Raw genomic sequence first — 22,031 nt, 5'->3', positions numbered from 1 at the left:
TTCACCAAAAACTTTTACATGATGTTTCACGTAATGGTGGCCTGAAACATTCCGCAACCTGCGTCCGGCAGGGGCCTGCGTGCGGTGCATGCATGGCTGGCCCCGTCAGGGGGACTGCACACAAGACTTGATCTGGCCCTTGTGTTTGCGCCACATATTGCCACATCAGCAGCGTCCGCGTGATTTCGCGCCGTCATGCCGTCCGGAGTCTCCGGGCGCGTTTGGGCGTGGGGCCGGTGGCCGCCGCGACGATCTGAATACACAGTCACAGGAGATGACCATAGCCAGACCCCCGATGCCCACTCCGCCGAACCGAGAGGGGCCCCGTGTCAATGAGGAGATACGCGTTCCGCAGGTCCGCCTGATCGATGCCGACGGCGAAATGCTGGGAATCATGCCGATGCGTGACGCCCTTGCCCGCGCCTATGCGTCCGGTCTCGACCTGCTGGAAATCAGCCCGAACGCCGAGCCGCCCGTTGCGAAGATTCTCGATTACGGGAAGTTCAAGTACGAGCAGCAGAAGAAGCGCAACGAAGCCCGCAAGAAGCAGAAAGTCATCGAGATCAAGGAAGTCAAGGTTCGTCCGAACATCGACGAAAATGACTACCAGGTGAAGATGCGGGCGATGAAGAGCTTCATCGGCGAAGGCGACAAGGTCAAGGTAACCCTGCGTTTTCGTGGCCGCGAAATGGCGCATCAGGATCTGGGCATCAAGGTGCTGGAGCGCGTGCGCAACGAGATGGATGAAATCGCGAAGGTCGAGCATATGCCCAAGCTCGAAAATCGCCAGATGATCATGGTGCTGGCCCCGCGCTGATGCGCGTGTGACAGACGCCTGATCGGATATCCGAAAGCCCGGATCACATGACGTGGTCCGGGCTTTTTTCATGTCCGGGCGTCAGGGGCGCAGGATGTAGGTCGCATCCGCCTGCGCGCTGACATCCTGGTCGGCGGCGGGGGCCTGCGGGGCGGGCATGCTGGCGGCGCGCGCGGCCATCATCATCGGCATCGGGGGGGGCATGTCCTGATCGGTCAGGCTGACCGACTCGATCCGCGCGATTTTCAGGCCCAGCGCGGTTGCCGCCGCCTGCGCGCGCTGCTGCAGTTCACGCAGCGCAAGTCCTTCCGCCTGCTGTACAAGGGCCGTGCGGTGCGTGCGCGACAGGGACCAGTCCAGCCGTGACAGCGCCAGGCTGTCCGACTGGATCCGGCCCAGCAGCGGCAGCAGGATCGTGCCGTCGGTTGCGCTGATGCGGATGCTCTGACGTGCGATCCATTGTGCGGGGCGACTGTTGCGGGGGTCGGCCTCCTGATGATGCACGATATAGGATTCGGCATTGACCGTCAGGCCCGTCACGCCGCGCGCGACGGCCATCGCCTTGTCCACCTGTGCGTTCACCTGTCCCTGTGCCGCAGCGGCAGTCGGGGCGGAGGATTCGGCGAAGAAGACGGCCGTCAGTTCATCAGGCGGCGCATGGACGGTGCCGGTGGCCGACAGCCTCAGCTTCGTCGTCTGGGGGGCTTCGGCTGTCGTGGCGGCGCCATCGGCGGCATGGGCCTGCGTGACCCCGGCTGTCATCCCGGCCATGGCTGCGGTTCCGATCAGGAGCGAGAGAAGGAAAGGGCGGACATGCGCGCGTCGCGGGGCATGGGTCATGAATGCGTGGTTTCCTTCAGTTCCACCAGCGCACGGCGCAGCCGGATGATGCCGGAACGGACCCGCCCCTCCCGGCACAGGTCCGCGCCATGGGCGCGCAGGTCGTCGATGTCATGCGGCAGGCCGGGGCCATAGGCATCAATGATGCCGATCAGGCGATTGCAGAATGCGGGCGTGTCGCTGGTAATGATGACCGGCCTGTTGCTGTCCCCGCCAGCCTGCGAAGGCGGCGCCTGCGTGACGGGGGCCGCGGCTGCCACGGGCCACGAATGACCACACAGGCACAGGCTCATCACAAGGAAGGCGGGGACCGTGACCGGTTGGATGTTCATGGGCCTATACTACGCCACTGTTGGTGTCGTGCTGATGGGAGAATTGTGAAGTTCGCGTCATGTCTGGCATGTCCTCATCGAACGGATCATACCCGTATTCCGCCAGTGCGGAGGACGTGACCGGCAGGAGCAGGCGGACCGACAGGCCGGGATCATGCCGTGCAAGGTGGATTTCCCCCCCGTGTAGCTGCACGATCGCGCGTACCATCGCCAGCCCCAGCCCCGATCCGGGCGTGTTGCGTGCCTTTTCCGCGCGGAAGAATCGTTCGGTGGCGCGTTCCATGTCCGCGTCCGTCATGCCGATGCCCTCGTCACGGATTTCCAGCGTCAGCATCGCGCCCCCGGCATGCGTGACCATGCGCCCGGCGACAGGGGCCGCGATATGGGCGCCAAGGTGGACGGTCGAATGTTCGGGCGAGAACTTTATGGCGTTGTCGAGCAGGTTCGCCACCGCCTGCTGGATCAGGGAGCGGTCCCCGTAAAAGGGCAGGATCTCGTCCATGTCGAGTTCGAGGCGGATCCCATGGTCCTCCGCCACGGCCTCGTACAGTTCCGCGACATCGAACAGGACGGGCCGCAGGTCGAACGTGGCAAAGGCGGAACGACGCGCCCCGGTCTCGATCTGCGCGATGCGCAGCAGGGCCTCGAACACGGCGGTGATGTTGTCGAGGTTGCCGACCGCGCGTTCGATCGCGGCCCGCAGTTCGTCGGCATCGCGGGCATGCAGGGCTGCATCCTCCAACTGCGTGCGTGCGCGCGTGATGGGGGTGCGCAGGTCATGGGCGATGGAGTTGGAGACTTCGCGCACGCCATCCATCAGGCGCACGATCCGGTCGAGCATTTCATTGATGGCCTCGGCCACCTGGTCCATCTCGTCGCCATTGCCGACCAGCGGCATGCGGCGGTTGAGGTCCCCATGGGCGATGGCGGACGTGGTGCGCGCCACCGTCTTGACCATGCGACGGAAGATGCGGTGCACCAGCATCGCCCCGCTGACGGCAAGAAGCGTGACCATGATCCATGCCCAGACAAGGGAATCGGTCAGCAGTCGCCGCAGGATGGTGCGCGCGCGCATGTCGCGCCCGACCAGCAGGCGGTATCCGCTGTCAAGCTGCCCCGCCGTATGGGTCAGTTCCGTGCCCGGCAGGCGATAGGCGTGGATTTCCGCCAGTCCCCGCAGGCCCGCGCGCGTATCGGGCAGGGAATACCAGCGGTCGGTATACTGCACCTTTGCCGGCCAGGAGGAGACGTTCCCCGCGAGGTAGTTCCCCTCCGGGTCGATCACCATGTACACCGCGTCGTCGTCGAGGTTCTGTTCCAGCCGGTCCTCGATCGTCAGCGCCAGCGTGGGCACGCCCCCCAGCACCCAGCGGTCGACAAGGGCGCGGGCATCGGCATTGATCGCGGTTTCGACCTGGCGTTCAAGGAAACCGATCGTCCCCCACCAGATGAACGACATGAACAGGATGGACGACAGTGCGAACAGCACCCCGTACGCCAGCGAAAACCGCAGGCTGGCGGAGCGGAACGCCCGCAGCCGCGGCCTGCGTGACGTGCCTTCGTGCAGGGGCAGGTCCGTCACGCGTCGTGCTGTCCTGCGTGATGGGGGGCATCATTCCGCACGCAGCATGTATCCCGCATTGCGGATGGTGTGGATCAGCGGCACGCCGAACGGCTTGTCCACCTTCTGGCGCAGGCGCGAGACGTGGACGTCGATCACGTTGGTCTGCGGGTCGAAATGGTAATCCCACACCCCTTCGAGCAGCATGGTCCGCGTCACCACCTGTCCCGCATGGCGGGTGAGGTATTCCAGCAGCCGGAATTCGCGCGGTTGCAGGTCGATGCGCTGCCCCGCGCGGCGGACGGTGCGCGACAGCAGGTCGATCTCCAGGTCCGCGACGACCAGTTTGGTCTGCGGCGCCTGTTCGGTGCGCCCGCGCCGGCCGAGCGCCTCCACCCGGGCGAGCAGTTCGCTGAACGCGAACGGCTTGGTCACATAGTCGTCGCCCCCCGCCTTGAGGCCCTGCACGCGGTCATCCACATCTGCCAGTGCCGAAAGCAGGAGCACGGGTGTCGTGTTGTTCTGTGCGCGGATCGTCTCCAGCAGGCGCAACCCGTCGATCCCCCCCGGCAGCATCCGGTCAAGGATGATGAGGTCGAATTTCTCGCTCACCGCAAGGAACAGGCCGTCCTTGCCATTGTCGGTCAGTTCGGTCAGGTGTCCTGCCTCACGCAGGCCCTTGGCCACGAAATTGCGAACCGTCGGATCGTCTTCCACCACAAGAATATGCACGTTACCTCACTGATCGGCAGTCCAGACATCATTCTACGCCCGTCGCGCAACAAGGCCAGAGCAGATGCGCCACGACGACATTACCGATGTTACATGTGAAGTGGTGGCCGTGGCGTTAAGGGGGAGTTTTTACTTTCTTGCCAGAGATAGGGATATATAAATAATATTTCTAGAATGGTATTGTAGTATTCGAAACTTAATTTGGGTTAATTGCAGTGGAAATTTTCATGCCTTATTTTAACTTTCTGTATCCACATTTTGTGGAATTTTGTTAATTCCCAGTGTTCGCTCGATCTGCTTACGCTGGTTCATGGTAGCGCGGAGATCGCTAGGCGTTTTCGGGAGGGTAAGATTCTGTAGCCCCTCATAGCCCTCATCGGGTTCTAGTCGAATGTGTTTGTTTTCCGACTTGGCATGGTATCCGTGACGTTGCAAAAGTGACGTAAGCGCATCTGCCATTCGCTTGGGATCTTTCGTTGCGCGTCTAATGTCGGCAAGCAGTTCGTCTAGCGCAGGTGAGCGCCGGACGTGGTTGAGTATTTTTTTCCACACAGCAGTCGTACGGTCGTCGATGCCATTAGCCTCGGCAACTGACAGGGCAGTCTGTGCCGCCAAGCGAAGTCGATCCGTAATTTCGCCAGGGTAGATTTCCTTACCAATGCTTCGGAATATGCCTGAATCCTGTTCTTCCTTAGTGATGTCTATGACAGCCTGCGAATTCAGCTGCTCTGTCAGTCTCCGGTTTTCTTCCTGTAAGTCACTTAATTGCTTGGTGAAATCATCGAAAAGCTGATCTGCTTCGCCTTGAGAAATTGCATCGCGAAGGGCAGTGCGCTGATCTCTTAGCGCATGCTCTTGCAACTCGGTCCAATCCCATCCTACCGAAGGCATGAACCCTCGCAACCGAGTGGCGGTGCTCCGGACGATTTCGGTAATGTCGGTGACTTCTCCGAACTGACGTCCAAGAAAGAATTTACGGATGAAACCGTGATGCGGCATCGCGATGCCTAGCGCACCATTATAAACGTTCCGACCGTCACTGGCGTCTTTCAGACGGATTGAGAAATTTCTGCTCGGTTCTACTACGACATGAGCGACACCACCGAGATCGTAAGCGAGTTTATTAATCTGATCTTCAGTAAGACGCCATCGGTTCCTTCCGGTGGCTGATACATATACTACAGGTAACCATTTGGTAGCATGGCCATCTAAGATAAGTTTGGCCAACGCTAGATCGTCGCCGTTGTCCTCAAGCCATAGTGGTTCATCGCAGACTTCGATGTCTTTGTCGAAACCTCCCCAGTTGTCTTTCAGAAGCGCTTTTACGAGATATGGTTTTTTAGGCGTTTCCAAAAATGCGCCGGGGCGCTTTGCTAGGCACTGGGTCCTAAACCGGATGAGGTCTTGGTCTGTATCGTCTTTACTGCGCCGAAGTACCGCTTCCGTACGCCAGATGCGGCCTTGATCGTCTGGCATGTCATGCTGGAACCCAATCGCCACCCAGTCACTTTCGTGCTTAAGGGCCCGCATCCGCAGTTCTTCACCAGACCCAGCGACAAGATAAACGTTTTCGCCATCAAACTCGCGTTCAGATGCCGCCGTCAGGACCTCGCTGTTCCGTATCCCCTTGATCCAGGCGACTACTTCAGCAGGGAAGGCCGCTTTATTTTCTGAGTGTTTAACAGGAAATTCGGTTGCAAATGGTTGCATCTATGTAATCCGCACGATCTTTCAATCCGTGTCAATACTTGCTGTAATTCTGCGTGCGCCGAAGAGCGTCAGCTTCTGAAGTTTTACCAGCCAAATGGGAATGGCGTCAAAAGAGAGTCAGGCCATTTGGAATTTTACCAGAATGAATATCTGCTTCCGGTTCATTTTACCTTGTAACAGGCAGTGCGCTTCCTCAGGCTGTTCGCCATCAAAAACACCCCACTCAGTCATCCGTATCATCCGGCCGGAAGCCGACGGTGGCCGGGATGCTCAGCGCCTCGCGATGGCGGCGGATGTGCAGCATGACGGTGGAGGCCGGGCGTTTCGCCGCGATGGAGCGGATCAGCATGCGCGAACTGTCGATGGGTTCGCCATTCACGGCGGTGATGTAATCGCCGATATGCAGCCCCGCCTTCATGGCCGGGCCGCCACGGTCGATGCCCACGATCTCCACCCCCGGCACATGGGTGTCGCCGCCATCCGTCAGGGTCACGCCCAGCCAGCCGCGGTCGATATGCCCGTTGCGGCGCAGTTCCTCGACAATGGGGGCGACGATTTCCGACGGGATGCCGAAACCGATCCCCACCGACCCGCCGGTGGGCGAGACGATGGCCGTATTGAGCGCGACCACCTGCCCGCTGAGGTTGAAGGACGGCCCGCCCGAATTGCCCGGATTGATCGGCGCGTCGAGTTGGAGGAAGTCATCGAACGGGCTGGTGCCGATATCGCGTCCCCGGGCGGAGACGATGCCCGCCGTCACCGATGACCCCAGCCCGAACGGGTTGCCCGCCGCCATGATCCAGTCGCCGATATTCACCAGCCTGCTGTCACCCCACCGCACGAAGGGCAGGGGATGCGGTGGCTGCACCTTGATGACGGCGATATCCGTCAGGTCGTCGCTGCCGATCAGGTGCGCGGGCAGTTCCGTCCCATCGACGAGCGAGACGGTAATATGGTCCGCATCCCCCACGACATGCGTGTTGGTGACGATGATCCCGTCCGGGTCGATCACGAATCCCGATCCCGCGCCCAGCATCTCCTCCCCATGTGAACGCATGCGTTCGCGGAATTTGTGCTCGAACGGGGTGCCCCGGACACTCGGCAGCACGCGCTGCCCGTTGCGTTGTCCGTGCACGTCCTGGGTGACGGCGATGTTCACGACCGCGGCTCCCACCATCCGCACCAGCGGCGCGAAGGTCAGCGGGCCGGAGGACACCACGGGTGGCACGGGCGGCGCGAACAGCGATGGCGCTGCGGGCGGGGGGGCTGCGGCCACGGGCGCGGCATCCTGCGCCCGTGCGCCATGGCGGGACGGCAGCACACAGGCCAGCGCCAGCGGCGCGATGACAGACAGGCGGGAAAGACGGCGGGCCATGTGCATCCGTAACGGGTCGAAAAGAGCAGGATTACTCGTATGGCCGTGATGATAGGCGAAAAAAAAGGCAATGCCATGATGTGTGGCGACGCTGTGGCAAATGATTGTCCACTGCGGCGTTCATGTCACGTTCCCGGTCCTGCCTTTCCCGTATCATGTCCCCCGCCGCGCCGGGCGTTGCGAAGGCTGCGCATGCGCCGGGTCTTCGGGCCAGTCATGGCGGGGATAGCGCCCGCGCATGTCACGGCGCATGTCCGCCCATGACCCGGCCCAGAACCCGGCCAGGTCGGCGGTGATCGCCTGTGGCCGCCCGGCGGGCGACAGCAGCGCGATGCGCAACCCGATGCGCCCGTCCGCCAGTTTCGGCGTCTCGCACTGTCCGTAGAAGGTCTGCGCCCGCGCGGAGGCCAGCGGTACCGGCTGGAGGTAGTCGATCGCCACCCGTCCCCCCGGCAGTTCAAGCGCGGGGGGCAATGTCCGGTCCAGCCAGCGCAGGGCATCATGCGGGATCGTCGCGCGCAGCACCGCCAGCAGGTCGAGGGCGCGGATCTCGCTCATGCGCGATATCCCGCCGACCCATGCGCCCAGCCACCCTTCCACATCGGCGGCCAGCGCCGCGTCGGAAATATCCGGCAGGTCGGTGCGCGCCAGCACGTCGCGGGCCCATGCGACGCGGGCCTGCAACTGCCGGCACGCATCCGTCCATTCGAACGCGGCGGCCAGGTTCTGCCCCACCTGCCGCAGCAGCAGGTCCGCCACCTCGGTTGCGTCCGCCGTGACCGTGCGATCGCGCAGCACCAGCGCGCCCAGTCGCAGCCTGCGCCGGGCCATGACCGCGCCGGTGGCCGGGTCGATGGTGGTCTCCACCTGTTCATGCGCGCGCGCCAGCACGCTGTCGGGCAGGTTGTCGGGGTCCAGCGGCGCGGCAAGGCGGATTTCACAGGCCGTGCGCACATGCATCCCCGCCACCGCCAGCAGCGATGCGGAGGCCAGTGTGTCGGTCTTGCCCATCCGGGCGCTGCCCCCGCCCGACAGGCGGAACGTGCCGACATCGCCGCGCCGCTGTGCGATGCGGTCGGGGAAGGCCGCCGCCACCAAGGCAGCGCAGTCGCCCCGCGCCACCACGTCGCGCCCGATCCCCATGCGGCGCCGGTACTGCCGCGCCGCCTGGCGGATGCGCGACAGGGCGCCCCGGTCGGCGGCGGGATGGTCCCCCCCCGCGATCAGGTCGAGGCGCAGGCGGATATCGGCGGGCGGGACGATGTTGCCGCCCGGCCCCCGGCCCGACGGGCGCGGGCGCAGCGGGTCGCGTTCCTCCAGCAGGGCGGCAAGGTCGGCGGCCAGCGCGGCCTCGTCCGGGGTGCGGGCGGCCAGCATCATCGCCGCAAGGCGTGGATGCGACCCCAGTTGCGCCATCTGCACGCCCGCCTGCGTGATCCGCCCGTCATCCGACAGGGCGCCAAGGGCGATGAGCAGGCTGCGCGCCGCCTCGAACGCGCCATTGGGGGGCGTGTCGGCAAAGGGCAGGTCGGCAGGCAGGGTCCCCATCGCCGCCTGCCATGCCGCCGTGTCCAGCCGCAGGCCCGTCAGTTCGGCCTCCATGATCTCGGGCCGGTCGTGGGGGGGCATGGCGCGGGTGGTCGTCTCGCTCCACAGGCGGATTGCAATCCCCGGTGCCTCGCGCCCCGCGCGGCCCGCGCGCTGGGTCGCCGCCGCGCGGGAGATGCGCGCCGTCTCCAGCTTCGTCAGGCCGGTGCCGACATCAAGGCGCGGCGTGCGGCGGAACCCGCCATCAATGACGATGCGCACGCCCGGCACCGTCAGCGACGTCTCCGCGATGGAGGTGGACAGGATCACCCGCCGTCCGCCCTTCGTGTCCGGGCGCAGGACATAATCCTGCTCTCCCGGCGGCAGTTCGCCATAAAGCGGCAGCACTTCGGCCCCGACATCCGCCAGCGCGGCCTGCGTGCGGCGGATTTCGCCCACGCCGGGCAGGAAGGCGAGGATATCGCCCTCTTCCTCCGCCAGCGCCGTGCGGATGGCGCGCGCCATGGCGTCGGGCAGGTCGCGCAGGTGCGCGATGTCGTGGCGCGCGTGGCGGACATCGACCGGGAACATCCGCCCGGCGCTTTCGATGACGGGGGCGTCCATGCGCTGCGACAGGGTGGCGGCGTCGGTCGTGGCCGACATCGCCACCAGCCGCAGGTCGGGGCGCAGTTCGCGTTGCAGGTCAAGGCAGAAGGCCAGCGCCATGTCCGCATCGACGGAGCGTTCGTGGATTTCATCGAAGATGACGCACGCCACGCCGTCGAGCGTCGGGTCCGACAGCAGGCGGCGCACCAGCAGCCCTTCGGTCACGACCTCGATTCGCGTGGCGGTGGAGGATGCGCCATCCAGTCGCGTGCGATAGCCGATCAGCCCGCCGGGTTCTTCCCCGATCAGGTCGGCCATCCGTCGTGCGGCGGCGCGCGCGGCAAGGCGGCGTGGCTCCAGCATCACGATGCGCCCGTCGCCGCGCCACGGGGCGGCCAGCAGCGCCAGCGGCACCAGCGTCGTCTTGCCCGCGCCGGGCGGGGCGACCAGCACCGCGTTGCTGCCGTCATGGAGGGCCGTGCGCAGGCGGGGCAGGGCCTCGGCCACGGGCAGTCCCTCCTCGGGGGAGGAAAGGCCGGGCGCGAACAGGCCGGCGGGGAAAAGCGGGTGCTGGGGGGATGGATCGGACGCCATGGCATGCTTTATGGCGTGCGTGCCCCCCGCCCGGCAATGGCTGACCGCCACCGGCGGGGGCATGGCGCGAAAAGCCCATGAAGACAGGATTATCATCCTGATTATAATTCGCGCGTTCTATGATGGTCCCGACCCCCTGCTGACGGAGTATCCCTGCTTGGCAATCCTGCGCTTACCGTCCGTCCTGTTCCTGTCCGTCCTGTGCGCCCTGGCCTGCCTTGGTCCCGTGCTGCCCCGTGCGGGACATGCGGCGCAGAGCACGCCGGTCACGACCGCGCATGGCACCGCGACGCTGCTGAGCGACAGTGACAGCTTCATGCCGGGGCAGGACATGCATTTCGGCCTGCGCCTGCAGCTTGCCCCCGGCTGGCATACCTACTGGCTCAACCCCGGTGACGCGGGGGAGGCGGTGACGCTGGCGGTGCATGCGTCCGGCGGCGCGGTGGGGGAGGGCGGACCCATCGAATGGCCCGTCCCGCAGCGGCTGCGTGATGGGCCGCTGATGTCATATGCCTATACCGGGGATGTCGTGCTGCCGGTGCGCCTGCAGCCGCAGGAGGCGAAGGAAGGGGCCGACATGGTGGTGGAGGCCACGGCCGACTGGCTGGTCTGCGCCACGGTGTGCGTGCCCGAACATGCGCAGTTCACCATGGCCCTGCCGCGCGCGCCGCTTTATCCCTCGCCGCAGGCCCCGCTGTTCGCGCGTGCGGCGGCGCAGCGTCCCGTGGCCTCGCCCTTTGCGGCGGCGATCGCGCCGGACGGCACGCTTTCGCTGTCGGGGGAGGGGCTGTCGCCCGCGATGGTCCGCGATGCGTGGTTCATGCCCGAACAGCCGGGACAGGTCGACCATGACGCGCCGCAGGTGCTGCATGTGCGTGACGGCCTGCTGCAGTTGGGCCTGAAGACGGCGGACGGGTTCCACAGGGACGCGCCGCTGTCCGGTATCGTGGTGATCCGTGACGTTTCGGGACGTGAACAGGCGCTGGCGGTCACCGCGCGGCCCGGTGGCCCGCCCGCGATGATGGCGGCGCGCGGCGGCGGCGTGGCATGGCTGGCGCGGCTGCTGGCGCTGGCGTTCGCGGGGGGGATGATCCTGAACCTGATGCCCTGCGTCTTTCCGGTGCTGGCGATGAAGGTCCTGTCGCTTGAACGCATGGCGCGCGGGGAACGGCGCGCGGCCCTGCTGGGGGCGGCGCTGTATGCGGCGGGGATCGTCGCGGCCTTCGTCGCGCTGGGCGCGCTGATCGTGGGGCTGCGCATGGCGGGGGATACGGTGGGATGGGGATTCCAGTTCCAGTCGGTCACCTTCGTCATGCTGATGTGCTGGCTGCTGTTCGCCATTGCGCTCAACCTGCTGGGGGTCTTTTCCTTCGGGACGGGAATCGCGGCGCTTGGCGGTGCGGGACGGCTGTCGGGGCATCTGGGCGATGTCCTGACCGGGGTGCTGGCGGTCGTGGTGGCGACGCCATGCACCGCGCCGTTCATGGGGGCGGCCATTGCGGGTGCGCTGTCGGCTTCCCCCGTGGCGGGGATCGCGATCTTCGTCGCCATGGGACTGGGGCTGGCCGCGCCCTACCTGCTGCTGGCGTCGGTGCCGGGACTGGTGCGGGTGCTGCCCCGGCCGGGGGCGTGGATGGAAATCATGCGCCAGGCGCTGGCCTTTCCCATGCTGGCGACATGTGTCTGGCTGGCATGGGTCGCGACATTGCAGGGCGGTCAGGTTGCGGTGCCGCTGCTGGCGGGGGGGCTGGTGCTGGTCGCCCTTGCCGCGTGGCTGGTGCGCAAGGCGCAGGACATGGTGATGGCCGGTCGCGGCTGGCGCGACGGCCTGGTCCTGTCCTGCCGGGGCGGGGCGCTGCTGGCCGTGGCCTTCGCGGTGGGGGCCGTCACGATGGTGCCCCCCGCGCTGGCCCCGCAGGGCGCGGGCGCCACCCCGCCACCGGGTGATGGGAGCGAGGCCTTTTCGCAGGCGCGACTGGATACGCTGCGTGCGCAGGGAAAGCCCGTCTTCATCGACATGACGGCGGCGTGGTGCATCTCCTGCCTTGTGAACGAACGCGTCGCCCTGTCACCGCAGCGGGTGCGCGACGCCTTCGCCCGGCAGGGCGTGGTCTACATGAAGGGGGACTGGACCGGTCGGGACGCGGCGATTACCGCCTTCCTGCGCGATCATGGCCGCGATGGGGTGCCGCTTTATGTCTATTACCCCGCCCATGGCGACGGCGTCGTCCTGCCGCAGGTGCTGACCCCCGGCCTGGTCCTGCATACGATCGGCGCGCAATAAGGAAAGGCGGGCGGGGAAATATCCCTGCCCGCCTTTGAGAAGAACGGATGGACGTTTTTGGGGGGCGCCTTTTTTCAAAAAGGCGCCGCTTTTGAAGCTTTTAAAAAAGCTTCACCAAAAATTTTTATTATTTTTCAGTATTTTATGAGATGGATTCTGATCGTCAGTTGGCGCTACTGCCTGCTGGCAGCGTCAGGTATCCCGGCTTGGGGGACAGCTGGCGCGCCGGTTTCGTGGTGGTGGTGGCCGTGTCGGAGGAATAGCCTTCGGGGAAAATCGGGTCAGGCCCTTCATTCGCGTGGGTGGCGGCCGGGGTGGCCGGTGTCGTGGTTGTGGCCGGAGCGTTCGACTCCGACGTCGTGTTGGGCATCGGCATGGTGACGGTCTGTGCCGGGGCGGCCGTGGACGTGCCATCAAGCGACTGTTCCGCCACGGCCCCCGCGACCGGCGCGGTCGTCAGCCAGTTGCCAAGGTTGGTGCGGATCTGCGTTTCCAGTTCCCGGTTCATGTCCTGCATCATCTGGTTGACCAGGTCATACAGGTTCGCCGCCGTATCGGTATTGCCATCCTGCCGCGCCTTCGGGTCGTAGGAGCGCGTGACCTGCGCCACGGCATATCCCTTGCGCAGGCCATCGGCGGACACGACGTCGAGGTGGACGTTCATCTGCCCGTCAAGGATGCCGCCCGGTTCATGCAGGATGGAGGCACGGTCGATGGTGAAGACGCCATGCCCGCCGGTGCCCGATGCGATCAGCCGGTCATGCGCCATCTGCTTGAGCGCCTGGTCCGGCGGCGTGGGCGCGCGGCTCGACAGGTCGCCGGGCACGATCCCGGGCTGTCCCCGGTCCACGATGGAAATGCTGGCGACATTCAGCGGCAGCGGCGCAAGGCTGCTGTAGTTGGGCTGTGCAAAGGTCATGGTGGGCTGCTGCTGGTCGCTGTGGCATGCGCCCAGCATGACGAGCGGCAGGCCAAGCGCGCAGAGGCGCAGCATGCGTGCGGGCCGGGTGGCGCGGGACATGCGGGGAAGGGGCAGGTGCGGATGCATGAACGGATTTCCCGGAAAAGCTCTGGCGTCCGGTTCTGGCACGGACGCGCGACTGTCATGTTGAAACGTCATCTACCATGCCACATCACGCCGCCCGCGCGACAGCGCGATGATGGCGCAGGGCCGTTCCCTATCCGGCGGCGCGGCCGACCTCGTCGCGCTGGAAGTGGAAGGCATGGTTGCAAAAGGAGCAGTTCATGGTGATCGTCCCGTCCTCGGCCATGTGGTCAAGGTCGTCGGTCGGGAACGTCTCCAGGATGCCGGCAAGGCGCGCGCGGCTGCACCGGCAGCCGAACGCCAGCGCGCGGGGCTGGCCAATGCACGGGTCCTCGCTGTGGAACAGGCGATAGAGCAGGGTCTCCGACGACAGGCTGTCGTCAAGGATCTCCGCTTGCGTCAGGGTGGCGGCCAGCGTCGTCGCCGTCTCCCACGCATCGTCGCCATCCTCCGGCGCGCTGTCGGAGACATGGCCCCCCTCGGTCGCGATGCGCTCAAGGATCAGCGCCCCGGCGCGCCAGCCTTCCTCGCCCTTGTGGCAGTACAGCCGCACCCAGCAGGCATGCTGCTCGCTGGTGGTGAAATAATGCGCGGCCATGTCCGACAGGCTCTCGCCCCTGATCTCCACGATGCCCTGGTGAATTTCGGTATCCGGACCCTGGTCCACGCTGAAGGCAAGGTAGCCCGCGCCCAGCAGCTGCGCCGCCGTGGGTTCGGGATGCTCACGCAGGAGGGCGGCGACCTTCTCGTCATCGGAGCGGACATGGAAACGCAGCGCGCCCGCATCGGTGCAGTCCGCCACCAGCAGCGTCACCGGCCCGTCACCCTTTGCCTGTAGCGAGAACGATCCCTTGAACTTCAGCGCGGAGGCAAGCCCCGCGACCAGCGCCAGTGCCTCCCCCGCGAGGCGCAGCACCACGTCGGGATTGTCATGGCGCGTCAGCAGCGTGTCGGTCAGCACGCCGGGCCGCACGAGGCGACCGCGCACCGGGCGGCTGGCGAGGTAGAAGGGCACGACGCCCTGGTCCACCACGAGGTTGGGAGTGTCGGGACGGTTGGTGTCGAGGAAGGCGGGGGTATCAATCATATGGAATCGGGTCTCGGCAGGCGGGATGGGGCGGGAGGAGGGCAGCGCAGGCAGGGCAGCGTGGGGAGGCCGCCCTGCCGCGCCGTCTTACAGGTTGGCGGTAATGTCCGCTTCCAGCGCCTCGAGCTGCTGGGTCAGCGCCTGTGTCGTCGCCGTGTCGAGCAGCTTGCCTTCCACCACCTGGTCAAGCAGCGCCTGGCGGCAGTTGTCGTGCTCCGTGTCGATATCTTCCCCACGTCCCGCGCCCGCAAGGCAGTCGAGATAGGCGTCGCGCAGCGTGTCGAGCCGCGCGCCCTGCCCCGGCAGGGCGGCAAAGATGTCGTTGACGCTTTTTTCCACCCATCCCGGGACGCTTGCGGCCTCTTCGGTCGTGCTGGGCAGGGTGGGCTGTTCTGCGGGGCCGGTCATGTCAGGCGGTTTCCTTTCCAAAGCTCTGCCAGTCATCGCCACACAGGGCCCAGACCAGCAGGCCCTTCTGTGCGTGCAGGCGGTTCTCCGCTTCGTCAAAGACCACGGAATGCGGGCCTTCGAACACGTCGGCGGTCACTTCCTCGCCTATATGGGCAGGCAGGCAGTGCAGGAAAAGGGCATCGGGGGCCGCGTGCGCCATCAGGGCCGCATCCACGCGATACGGCTCGAACGCATGCGCGCGCTTTTCCGACGCATTGTCGGACATGCTGACCCATGTGTCGGTAATGACCGCGTCCGCCCCGGCGACGGCCTGCGCCGCGTCGGTGCCCACCGTGATGTCGCCGCCATGCGCGCGCGCCCATTCCACCGCGCGCGCGTCGGGCATGTGCGTCGGCGGTGTCGCAAGGCGCAGGCGAAAGCCGAACAGGGCCGCGGCCTCGATGAAGGAGGTGGCGACATTGTTGCCATCCCCCACCCATGCCAGCGTCCGGCCACGGATCGGGCCGCGATGTTCCTCGAACGTCATGATGTCGGCCAGGATCTGCACCGGGTGCGAATCCGGCGTCAGGCCGTTGATGACGGGCACGCTGCTCCATTTCGCCAGTTCGCGCAGGTTCTGCGTCTTGCCCGTGCGCAGCACCATCGCATCGACAAAGCGTGACAGCACGCGCGCGGTATCGGCAATGGTCTCGCCCCGGCCCAGCTGCATGTCGCTGGGGGAGAGCAGGATCACGTCGCCGCCCAACTGGCGCATCCCGACCTCGAACGAGACGCGGGTGCGCGTGGACGGCTTGGACAGCATCAGCCCAAGCATCCGCCCACGCAGCGGCAGGCGCGGGTGCAGCGGCCGCGCGCGGCCATGCTGCATGCGCTTGATGCCCGCCGCCACGTCGAGGATCGCGCGCAGGGTCGCGGCGTCGAGGTCCTTCAGGTCAAGGAAATGGCGCGGCTGCGCGCGGTTCGGGGCGTTGGTCGACAGCGCGTTCATGCCACGGTCTCCGCTGCTGCGGCCATGTGGGCGCGTGCACGCTGCGCCGCGCGCGACAGCATCTCGCCCGCCGTGCGGCAGTCGGCCTCGGTAATCGTAAGCGGCGGCACAAGGCGCAGGACATTGCCGCCCGCCGTGACGCTGAGCAGGCCTTCGTGCATCGCGGCATCCTGCACCACGCCCACGGGGGCCGTGCATTGCAGGCCGATCATCAGGCCGATGCCGCGATGGCTGGCGAAGATGTCGGGATATTCGGCGACAAGCCTGTCGAACTCTTTCGACAGCAGCGCGCCGCGCGCCTGCACCTGTTCAAGGAAGCCGGGGGCGAGGATGACGTCGAGCACCGCGTTCGCCGCCGTGCACGCCAGCGGGTTGCCGCCGAACGTGGTGCCATGGCTGCCGGGTGTCAGGTGGCGGGCGACATTTTCCACCGCAAGGATCGCGCCCATGGGGAAGCCCCCGGCGATTCCCTTGGCCGTGGACATGACGTCCGGCGCGATGCCCGACCATTCATGCGCGAACAGCTTGCCCGTCCGGCCCATGCCGCACTGCACCTCGTCCATGCCAAGGAACAGGCCGTATTCATCGCACGCGGTGCGCAGTTCGCGCAGGAAGCGCGGGTCGGCAAGGTTGATGCCGCTTTCGCCCTGCACGGGTTCGATCATGATGCCTGCGGTTTCCGCCGTGATGGCGGCGCGCACGGCGTTCATGTTGTTCATCGGCACATGGTCGAACCCTTCGACCACCGGGCCGAACCCGTCGAGGTATTTCGCATTGCCCGTCGCCGCCAGCGTGGCGAGCGTGCGGCCATGGAACGCGCCGTTGAAGCAGATGATGCGCACGCGTTCGGGATGGCCGCCCTTTGCCTGCGCGCGGCGGATCATCTTGATCATGCCCTCGTTCGCTTCCGCGCCGGAATTGCAGAAGAAGGCGCTGTCGGCAAAGCTGGCGGCAACGAGTCGCTGTGCCAGCTTCTCGGCCTGCGGGATGCGGTACAGGTTGGAGACGTGTATCACCCGCGCCGCCTGCTGCGCGATGGCGGAGACAAGGTGCGGGTTGTTGTGCCCGAGCGAGGAGGTGGCGATTCCTGCCCCGAAATCGAGGAATCGTCGCCCGTCCACCGTGTACAGCCAGGCGCCTTCGCCCCGCTCGAAGGCGAGGTCGGCGCGATTGTATGTCGGCATCAGGGCGGGAATCATGGGATTGCCTTGTGGTTTCGGTTGCTTGATCAAACAGCGTTTGCAGAAGGGAACACGAAAAGCCCACGCCGCCAGGGGGTGGGCCTTTGCCGCGTTCCATGGTGTCTTCCGCAGGTCACGGGCCTGCCGGTGCAGGTATGCCATGCCGTGCGGAATAGGAAAGAATATTGCCCAAATGGCGCGAATGCAACCATGCACGCCCATCCCCCGGCGGCCCGGTGCGTGGGGGCGGCATTGCATGGCCTGCACGGCGGACTGCTGCATGTCGCCATGGGGGGCATGGATATGGCACAGTGCGGGGCATGACGGACCCTGATACGCAACCAGATGGCACGCCCCCCCGGCGCAGGTCCTCCCGCCGTGGCCGGCGCGACGGGCGGGAGGCGCGCCGCGTGCCCCCGGCCGGTCCCGCGCCGGACCACGCGGCGCTGCGTGCGGCGGCGCTGGCCCATGTCGCGCGCTTTGCCACCACCATCGCGGGGATGGAGCGGATGCTCGGCCGCGTGATGCAGCGCTGGGGGCGCCGTGCGGAGGCGGAGGGGATGGAGCCCTCGGCGGTCGCATCGCATATTGCCGCCGCCGCCCCGGACATCGCCGCCGTCATTGCCGACATGCGTGCCCTTGGCGCCGTGGATGACGCACGCTTCAGCGAATCGCGCGCCCGTTCCCTGACGCGGGCGGGGCGGTCGCGCCGGGCGGTGGGCGCACATCTGCAGGCGCGGGGCGTCGATGGCGCGGTGGTGGCACGGGTCATGGAAGAGACGCTGGGCGCGCGCGGCGAGGACGCGCACGAGACCGAACTGGCCGCCGCCCTTGTATTCGTGCGCAAGCGCCGGGCCGGTCCCTTCGCCCGTCCCGACGCCACGGCGGAGGAGGCGGCCACGCGCGACCGGCGTGCGATGGAAGCGATGGCGCGGTCGGGATTTTCGCGCGATATTGCCTGTCGTGCGCTGGAAATGGACACGCAGGAGGCGGAGGAACGCATATGGCGCATGAAATCTGCGTGACGCGGGGTGGCGGGGGCGCGCGGCGCATGGCCCGTGTGCTGGCCATGGCGCTGCTGCCGCTCATGGCGGCCTGCGCGGGCGGTGGCAGCGGGAGCGGGAACTGGCATGGCGCGCTGCAGTGCGCGCCCTATGCCCGGCAGGTGACGGGGGTGAAGCTGAGCGGTTCGGCGGCAAGCTGGTGGGCGCAGGCGTCGGGGCAGTATCCACGCACCCATGCGCCAAAGGCGGGCGCGGTGCTGGTGCTGCGCGCGACGGGCCGCCTGCCGGACGGGCATGTTGCGGTCGTGCGCTCCGTGCGCAGCCCGCGTGAGGTGGTGGTCGAGCAGGCGAACTGGGTGCCCGGGCGCATCGGGCGGGCGGACCCGGTCATCGATGTCTCGGCCCGCAATGACTGGTCAAGGGTGCAGGTCTGGTGGGCCCCCATTCACGGCATGGGGAAAAGTGTCTATCCTGCGTATGGTTTCATCCTGCCGCTCAGGTGATTGCGTGGGGTGGGGCCGGTCATGGCTGGGTGCTGCGCGAAAGCGGCGAGGCAATGCTTGCATGGACGGGCCTGTGCCCTCATGTGATGGGAAGACGCGTCTGGCGCATGTCATGGCGGCATGGGTCACAGGGAAAACAGCTTTTGCGTCGGCGACGCGGGAATCGAGGATGTTATGGGTAGCTTGAGCTGGGGACATTGGCTGATCGTTCTTGCGGTCGTGCTCGTGCTGTTCGGGGGCGGGGGCAAGATCAGCTCGCTGATGGGCGACATGGCGCGCGGCATCAAGACGTTCAAGAAGAACATGGCCGATGACGAACCGTCCACCCCGCCGCAGCAGGGGGCGGGCGGCCACATTTCGGGACCGGCCACGCAGCAGCACGACGCAAGCTTCAGCGAAAGCGGGCAGCCGTCGGGCCAGAACGTCAAATAATCAGGGCATGGCGGCCGCCCGCCACGGGGGGATGCCGCGGCAGGCGGGGCGCCATGGTGTTGCGTAAAGGTTCGATGGACAAGGTTATTTCTTCCGACCCGCGCGCGGTCGCGGTCAATGACATCATTGCCGCCGGCCGGCGCATGGACCGCTTTGGCTGGGTTCCGGCGACGGCGGGCAACATCAGCTGCCGCCTGCCCGACGGGCTGATCGCGATCACGCGTTCGGGCGGGCACAAGGGCATGCTGACCCCGCATGGCGTGATCGAGGTCACGGCGGAAGGTGCGCCCGTGCATGAAGGCGACCGGCCCAGCGCCGAAACCCTGCTGCACTGCCAGGTCTATGCCGCGTCCCCGCGCACGGGGGCGGTGCTGCACGGTCATTCCGTCGCGTCGACCGTGCTGTCGATGCTGGCGGGCGATGCGATCACCCTTGCGGGGTATGAAGTGCTCAAGGTGTTCGAGGGGCAGGACACCCACGACACCAGCCTGCGCCTGCCGGTGTTCGACAATGACCAGGATATCGCCCGCCTTGCCCGCGTCATCGCGCCACACATGCCCGACATGCCGCTTGGCTACGTGATCCGTGGCCATGGCGTCTATGTCTGGGGCGATGACATGGGCATGGCGCTCGCCCGGCTCGAGGGGCTGGAGTTCCTGCTGGCGTGCGAACTGGAAAAACGGAAGATCCGCACATGAGCAGCCTTGCGCTCTATCGCGACGATGCGCCCGGACTCCCGCTCGAACGGACCACGGACCCCGCGCGGATCGCGCAGGTGCTGCGCACGATCGGCGTGCGGTTCGAACGCTGGGACAGTCCCGTGACCCCTGCGCGCGATGCGCCGGCCGATGATGTGCTGGCGGCCTACCGCCCCTACCTCGACCAGTTGATGGGGGAGACGGGGGCCGGGTCCGCCGATGTCATCAGCCTGCACGGCGCGGGGGAGGAATGGCCCGCCACCCGGCGCAAATTCCTGTGCGAACATGTCCATGACGAGGACGAGATCCGCTTTTTCGTGCATGGGCAGGGCGATTTCGTCCTGCATGCCGACGGGCGGGTGTTCAACGTGCGCTGCACGGCGGGGGACCTGATTTCGGTGCCGGCCGGCGTGCCGCACTGGTTCGATGGCGGTGCGGTGCCGGATTTCGTGGCGCTGCGGGTCTTTACCAACCGCGATGGCTGGATCGCGCATTATACCGGCGATGACATCGCCACCCGCTTTGCCGCCCCCGATGATGAAGGGTGTAAAATTGCCGTCTGATCCCGTCTCGCCCCCCACGCCGCCGCGCGTCGTCCTGCTGGATATCGAGGGGACGACCATCCCGGTCTCCTTCGTCCATGACGTGCTGTTTCCCTATGCGCGGAGCGTGCTGCCGGACCTGCTGCGCGAGCGGGCCGACGACCCGCAGGTGCGCGTGCAGGTGGCGGAAATCGCCCGCCTCGCCCCCGGCGTGCCGCCGCTGGCGCAGCTTGAGGCGTGGATGGATCGTGACGAGAAGGTCGCCCCGCTCAAGGCCCTGCAGGGCATCGCATGGGCGCAGGGCTACCGCACGGGGCAACTCAGCGCGCGGCTCTATCCCGACGTGCTGCCCGCGCTGCGCCGGTGGGCGGCGGCGGGCGTGGTGCTCGCGGTCTATTCCTCCGGCTCGGCGGCGGCGCAGGAACTGATTTACGGCCACACGGACGAAGGGGATGTCACGGGGCTGTTTTCGGGCTTCTACGACCTCGCCATGGGGGGCAAGCGCGTGGCGTCGAGCTATGCCAACATCATGGCGAAGGCCGGGTGGGCGGCCGGTGACGTGCTGTTCCTGTCCGATGTGGTGGCCGAACTCGACGCGGCGGCGCAGGCGGGGCTGCGTACCTGCCAGATCGTGCGGCCGGAAGACGGGACGGTGGCCGGGACCACGCACCCTGTGGCCGCGACGCTGGACGGGGCCGCGCGCATGTTCGGCCTGCCGGTGGCGGCATGAAGGCGCATCTCTATACCGACTGGCGCGACATTCCCGACGCCGCGCGCGGCACGGTCGCGGCGCTGGGCAATTTCGATGGCGTGCACCTGGGCCATGCCCACCTGCTGCGCACGTTGCAGGCCGCCCGGCCCGAAGGGGAACTGGCGGTCGTGACATTCGAGCCGCACCCGCGCGAACTGTTCCGCCCGCAGGACCCGCCCTTTCGCCTGACCCTGCCGGACGAGCGGTTTTCCGCCCTTGTCGCGCTAGGCGTGCGGCGTGTGTTCCAGATTCCCTTCACCCCCGAATTCAGCGCCATGAGTGCTGAGGAATTCGTCACCGGCGTCCTGCATGCGGGCCTTGGGGTGCAGCATGTCGCCTGCGGGGCGGATTTCGCGTTCGGCCACCGCAGGCGTGGCGACGTCGCCTTCCTTGCGCAGGAGGCGCATGACCTTGGCATCGGGCTGACGGTGGTGCCGGCCCTGTGCGATACGGCGGGGCCGTATTCCTCCACCCGCATCCGCCGCCTGCTGCAGGAGGGGTATCCCGAACGCGCGGCGGAGGAACTGGGCCGCGCATGGTCGATCCGCGGCGTGGTGGAGCATGGGGACAAGCGCGGGCGCCTGCTGGGCTTTCCCACTGCCAACATCGCGCTAGGCCGGCATCTGGAACCCGCGCGCGGGGTCTATGCCGTCAGCGTGCGCATGGGCGATGGCCGCGTCTGCCCCGGTGTCGCCAATATCGGCCGCCGCCCCACCATCAATGACGGGCAGGTCAGCCGGCTGGAGGTCCACCTGCTGGATTTCGACGGCGACCTGTATGGCCAGACCCTGTCGGTCGCGCTGCATACCCTGCTGCGCGAGGAACGGCGGTTTGACGGGCTTGACGCCCTGCGCGCGCAGATCGCGCGTGATACGCAGGCCGCGCGCGACTACCTGCTGGCGACGGGCGGGGCATGACGGGTGGGGCGTGGTCGTGTCGCGAAAGCTTGACCGCAGGCCCGCACCCTCCCCATAAGGTTGCGTTGCGGTTGTACGGGGCGTGTCCCGTCCC

The 22,031-nt window shown here is 66.6% G+C and carries 21 protein-coding genes; 9 read left to right on the top strand and 12 right to left on the bottom strand.

The genetic code is table 11. The annotated features are described in order from the left end of the window. The first annotated feature begins 295 nt into the window (after positions 1–295). Positions 296–817 carry a translation initiation factor IF-3 gene (gene infC, locus KMAL_RS03180; RefSeq protein ID WP_110094315.1) on the top strand — a complete coding sequence of 174 codons (522 nt, stop codon included), beginning with the start codon at positions 296–298 and terminating at the stop codon, positions 815–817. A gap of 81 nt (positions 818–898) precedes the next feature. Here the strand turns inward: infC and KMAL_RS03175 are convergent, their stop codons facing one another. The 7 genes from KMAL_RS03175 to hrpB form a co-directional block, all read right to left on the bottom strand. Then, positions 899–1,657 (bottom strand): SIMPL domain-containing protein, encoded by a 759-nt coding sequence (locus KMAL_RS03175; protein WP_239019918.1) that lies wholly within the window; start codon positions 1,655–1,657, stop codon positions 899–901. After that, on the bottom strand, positions 1,654–1,989 hold the full coding sequence (locus KMAL_RS03170) for a hypothetical protein (protein ID WP_110094314.1): 336 nt from the start codon (positions 1,987–1,989) through the stop codon (positions 1,654–1,656). The genes KMAL_RS03175 and KMAL_RS03170 overlap by 4 nt, the downstream gene beginning before the upstream one ends. 4 nt (positions 1,990–1,993) lie before the next feature. After that, complete coding sequence (locus KMAL_RS03165; protein ID WP_338043479.1) at positions 1,994–3,448, bottom strand: sensor histidine kinase; 1,455 nt, start codon at positions 3,446–3,448, stop codon at positions 1,994–1,996. A gap of 153 nt (positions 3,449–3,601) precedes the next feature. Next, on the bottom strand, positions 3,602–4,282 hold the full coding sequence (locus tag KMAL_RS03160; RefSeq protein ID WP_110094312.1) for a response regulator transcription factor: 681 nt from the start codon (positions 4,280–4,282) through the stop codon (positions 3,602–3,604). A gap of 237 nt (positions 4,283–4,519) precedes the next feature. After that, a complete protein-coding gene (locus KMAL_RS03155) occupies positions 4,520–5,992 on the bottom strand; it encodes a hypothetical protein (RefSeq protein WP_110094311.1) in 1,473 nt (490 codons plus the stop codon). Positions 5,993–6,215: 223 nt separating this feature from the next. Then, complete coding sequence (locus KMAL_RS03150) at positions 6,216–7,367, bottom strand: S1C family serine protease (RefSeq protein ID WP_180999728.1); 1,152 nt, start codon at positions 7,365–7,367, stop codon at positions 6,216–6,218. A 153-nt stretch (positions 7,368–7,520) separates the two neighbouring features. Next, complete coding sequence (hrpB, locus tag KMAL_RS03145; RefSeq protein WP_180999727.1) at positions 7,521–10,094, bottom strand: ATP-dependent helicase HrpB; 2,574 nt, start codon at positions 10,092–10,094, stop codon at positions 7,521–7,523. Here hrpB and KMAL_RS03140 point away from each other — a divergent pair. Next, a complete protein-coding gene (locus KMAL_RS03140; protein WP_239019917.1) occupies positions 10,093–12,378 on the top strand; it encodes a protein-disulfide reductase DsbD family protein in 2,286 nt (761 codons plus the stop codon). The two genes, hrpB and KMAL_RS03140, sit on opposite strands and share 2 nt — an antisense overlap. 163 nt (positions 12,379–12,541) lie before the next feature. On the opposite strand, the gene KMAL_RS03135 is transcribed toward KMAL_RS03140, so the two are convergent. The 5 genes from KMAL_RS03135 to KMAL_RS03115 all read right to left on the bottom strand — a co-directional run bounded on the left by KMAL_RS03135 (position 12,542) and on the right by KMAL_RS03115 (position 17,108). Then, complete coding sequence (locus KMAL_RS03135; RefSeq protein WP_110094309.1) at positions 12,542–13,426, bottom strand: hypothetical protein; 885 nt, start codon at positions 13,424–13,426, stop codon at positions 12,542–12,544. A gap of 130 nt (positions 13,427–13,556) precedes the next feature. Then, positions 13,557–14,510, bottom strand: coding sequence for an Hsp33 family molecular chaperone HslO (gene hslO, locus KMAL_RS03130; protein ID WP_110094308.1), 954 nt, complete (start codon positions 14,508–14,510; stop codon positions 13,557–13,559). A gap of 87 nt (positions 14,511–14,597) precedes the next feature. Then, positions 14,598–14,918, bottom strand: coding sequence for a hypothetical protein (locus tag KMAL_RS03125; RefSeq protein ID WP_110094307.1), 321 nt, complete (start codon positions 14,916–14,918; stop codon positions 14,598–14,600). A 1-nt stretch (position 14,919) separates the two neighbouring features. Beyond that, positions 14,920–15,909, bottom strand: a complete 990-nt coding sequence (gene argF / locus KMAL_RS03120; protein WP_110094306.1) for an ornithine carbamoyltransferase — start codon at positions 15,907–15,909, stop codon at positions 14,920–14,922. Then, positions 15,906–17,108, bottom strand: coding sequence for an aspartate aminotransferase family protein (locus KMAL_RS03115; protein WP_110094305.1), 1,203 nt, complete (start codon positions 17,106–17,108; stop codon positions 15,906–15,908). Before KMAL_RS03115 ends, argF begins: the two co-directional genes overlap by 4 nt. A 302-nt stretch (positions 17,109–17,410) precedes the next feature. Between KMAL_RS03115 and KMAL_RS03110 the strand changes: the two genes are divergently transcribed. The 7 genes from KMAL_RS03110 to KMAL_RS03080 all read left to right on the top strand — a co-directional run bounded on the left by KMAL_RS03110 (position 17,411) and on the right by KMAL_RS03080 (position 21,937). Further along, positions 17,411–18,115: a regulatory protein RecX gene (locus KMAL_RS03110; RefSeq protein WP_110094304.1), complete on the top strand. Its 705-nt coding sequence runs from the start codon at positions 17,411–17,413 to the stop codon at positions 18,113–18,115. Positions 18,116–18,141: 26 nt separating this feature from the next. After that, complete coding sequence (locus tag KMAL_RS03105) at positions 18,142–18,597, top strand: CHAP domain-containing protein (RefSeq protein ID WP_110094370.1); 456 nt, start codon at positions 18,142–18,144, stop codon at positions 18,595–18,597. Between the two features lie 174 nt (positions 18,598–18,771). After that, positions 18,772–19,029, top strand: coding sequence for a twin-arginine translocase TatA/TatE family subunit (locus KMAL_RS03100; protein ID WP_110094369.1), 258 nt, complete (start codon positions 18,772–18,774; stop codon positions 19,027–19,029). Positions 19,030–19,103: 74 nt separating this feature from the next. Then, entirely contained in the window at positions 19,104–19,727 is a 624-nt protein-coding gene (locus KMAL_RS03095) for a methylthioribulose 1-phosphate dehydratase (protein WP_110094303.1), read from the top strand. After that, on the top strand, positions 19,724–20,290 hold the full coding sequence (locus tag KMAL_RS03090; RefSeq protein ID WP_110094302.1) for a 1,2-dihydroxy-3-keto-5-methylthiopentene dioxygenase: 567 nt from the start codon (positions 19,724–19,726) through the stop codon (positions 20,288–20,290). The genes KMAL_RS03095 and KMAL_RS03090 overlap by 4 nt, the downstream gene beginning before the upstream one ends. Then, on the top strand, positions 20,280–20,999 hold the full coding sequence (gene mtnC / locus KMAL_RS03085; protein WP_239019916.1) for an acireductone synthase: 720 nt from the start codon (positions 20,280–20,282) through the stop codon (positions 20,997–20,999). The genes KMAL_RS03090 and mtnC overlap by 11 nt, the downstream gene beginning before the upstream one ends. After that, positions 20,996–21,937, top strand: a complete 942-nt coding sequence (locus tag KMAL_RS03080; RefSeq protein WP_110094301.1) for a bifunctional riboflavin kinase/FAD synthetase — start codon at positions 20,996–20,998, stop codon at positions 21,935–21,937. Before mtnC ends, KMAL_RS03080 begins: the two co-directional genes overlap by 4 nt. The last annotated feature ends 94 nt before the right edge of the window (positions 21,938–22,031 follow it).

Origin of the sequence: Novacetimonas maltaceti (genome assembly GCF_002906255.1) — a bacterium.
In the GTDB taxonomy this organism is placed as follows: Bacteria; Pseudomonadota; Alphaproteobacteria; order Acetobacterales; family Acetobacteraceae; genus Novacetimonas; species Novacetimonas maltaceti.
This window is presented reverse-complemented; position numbering and strand designations above follow the sequence as displayed.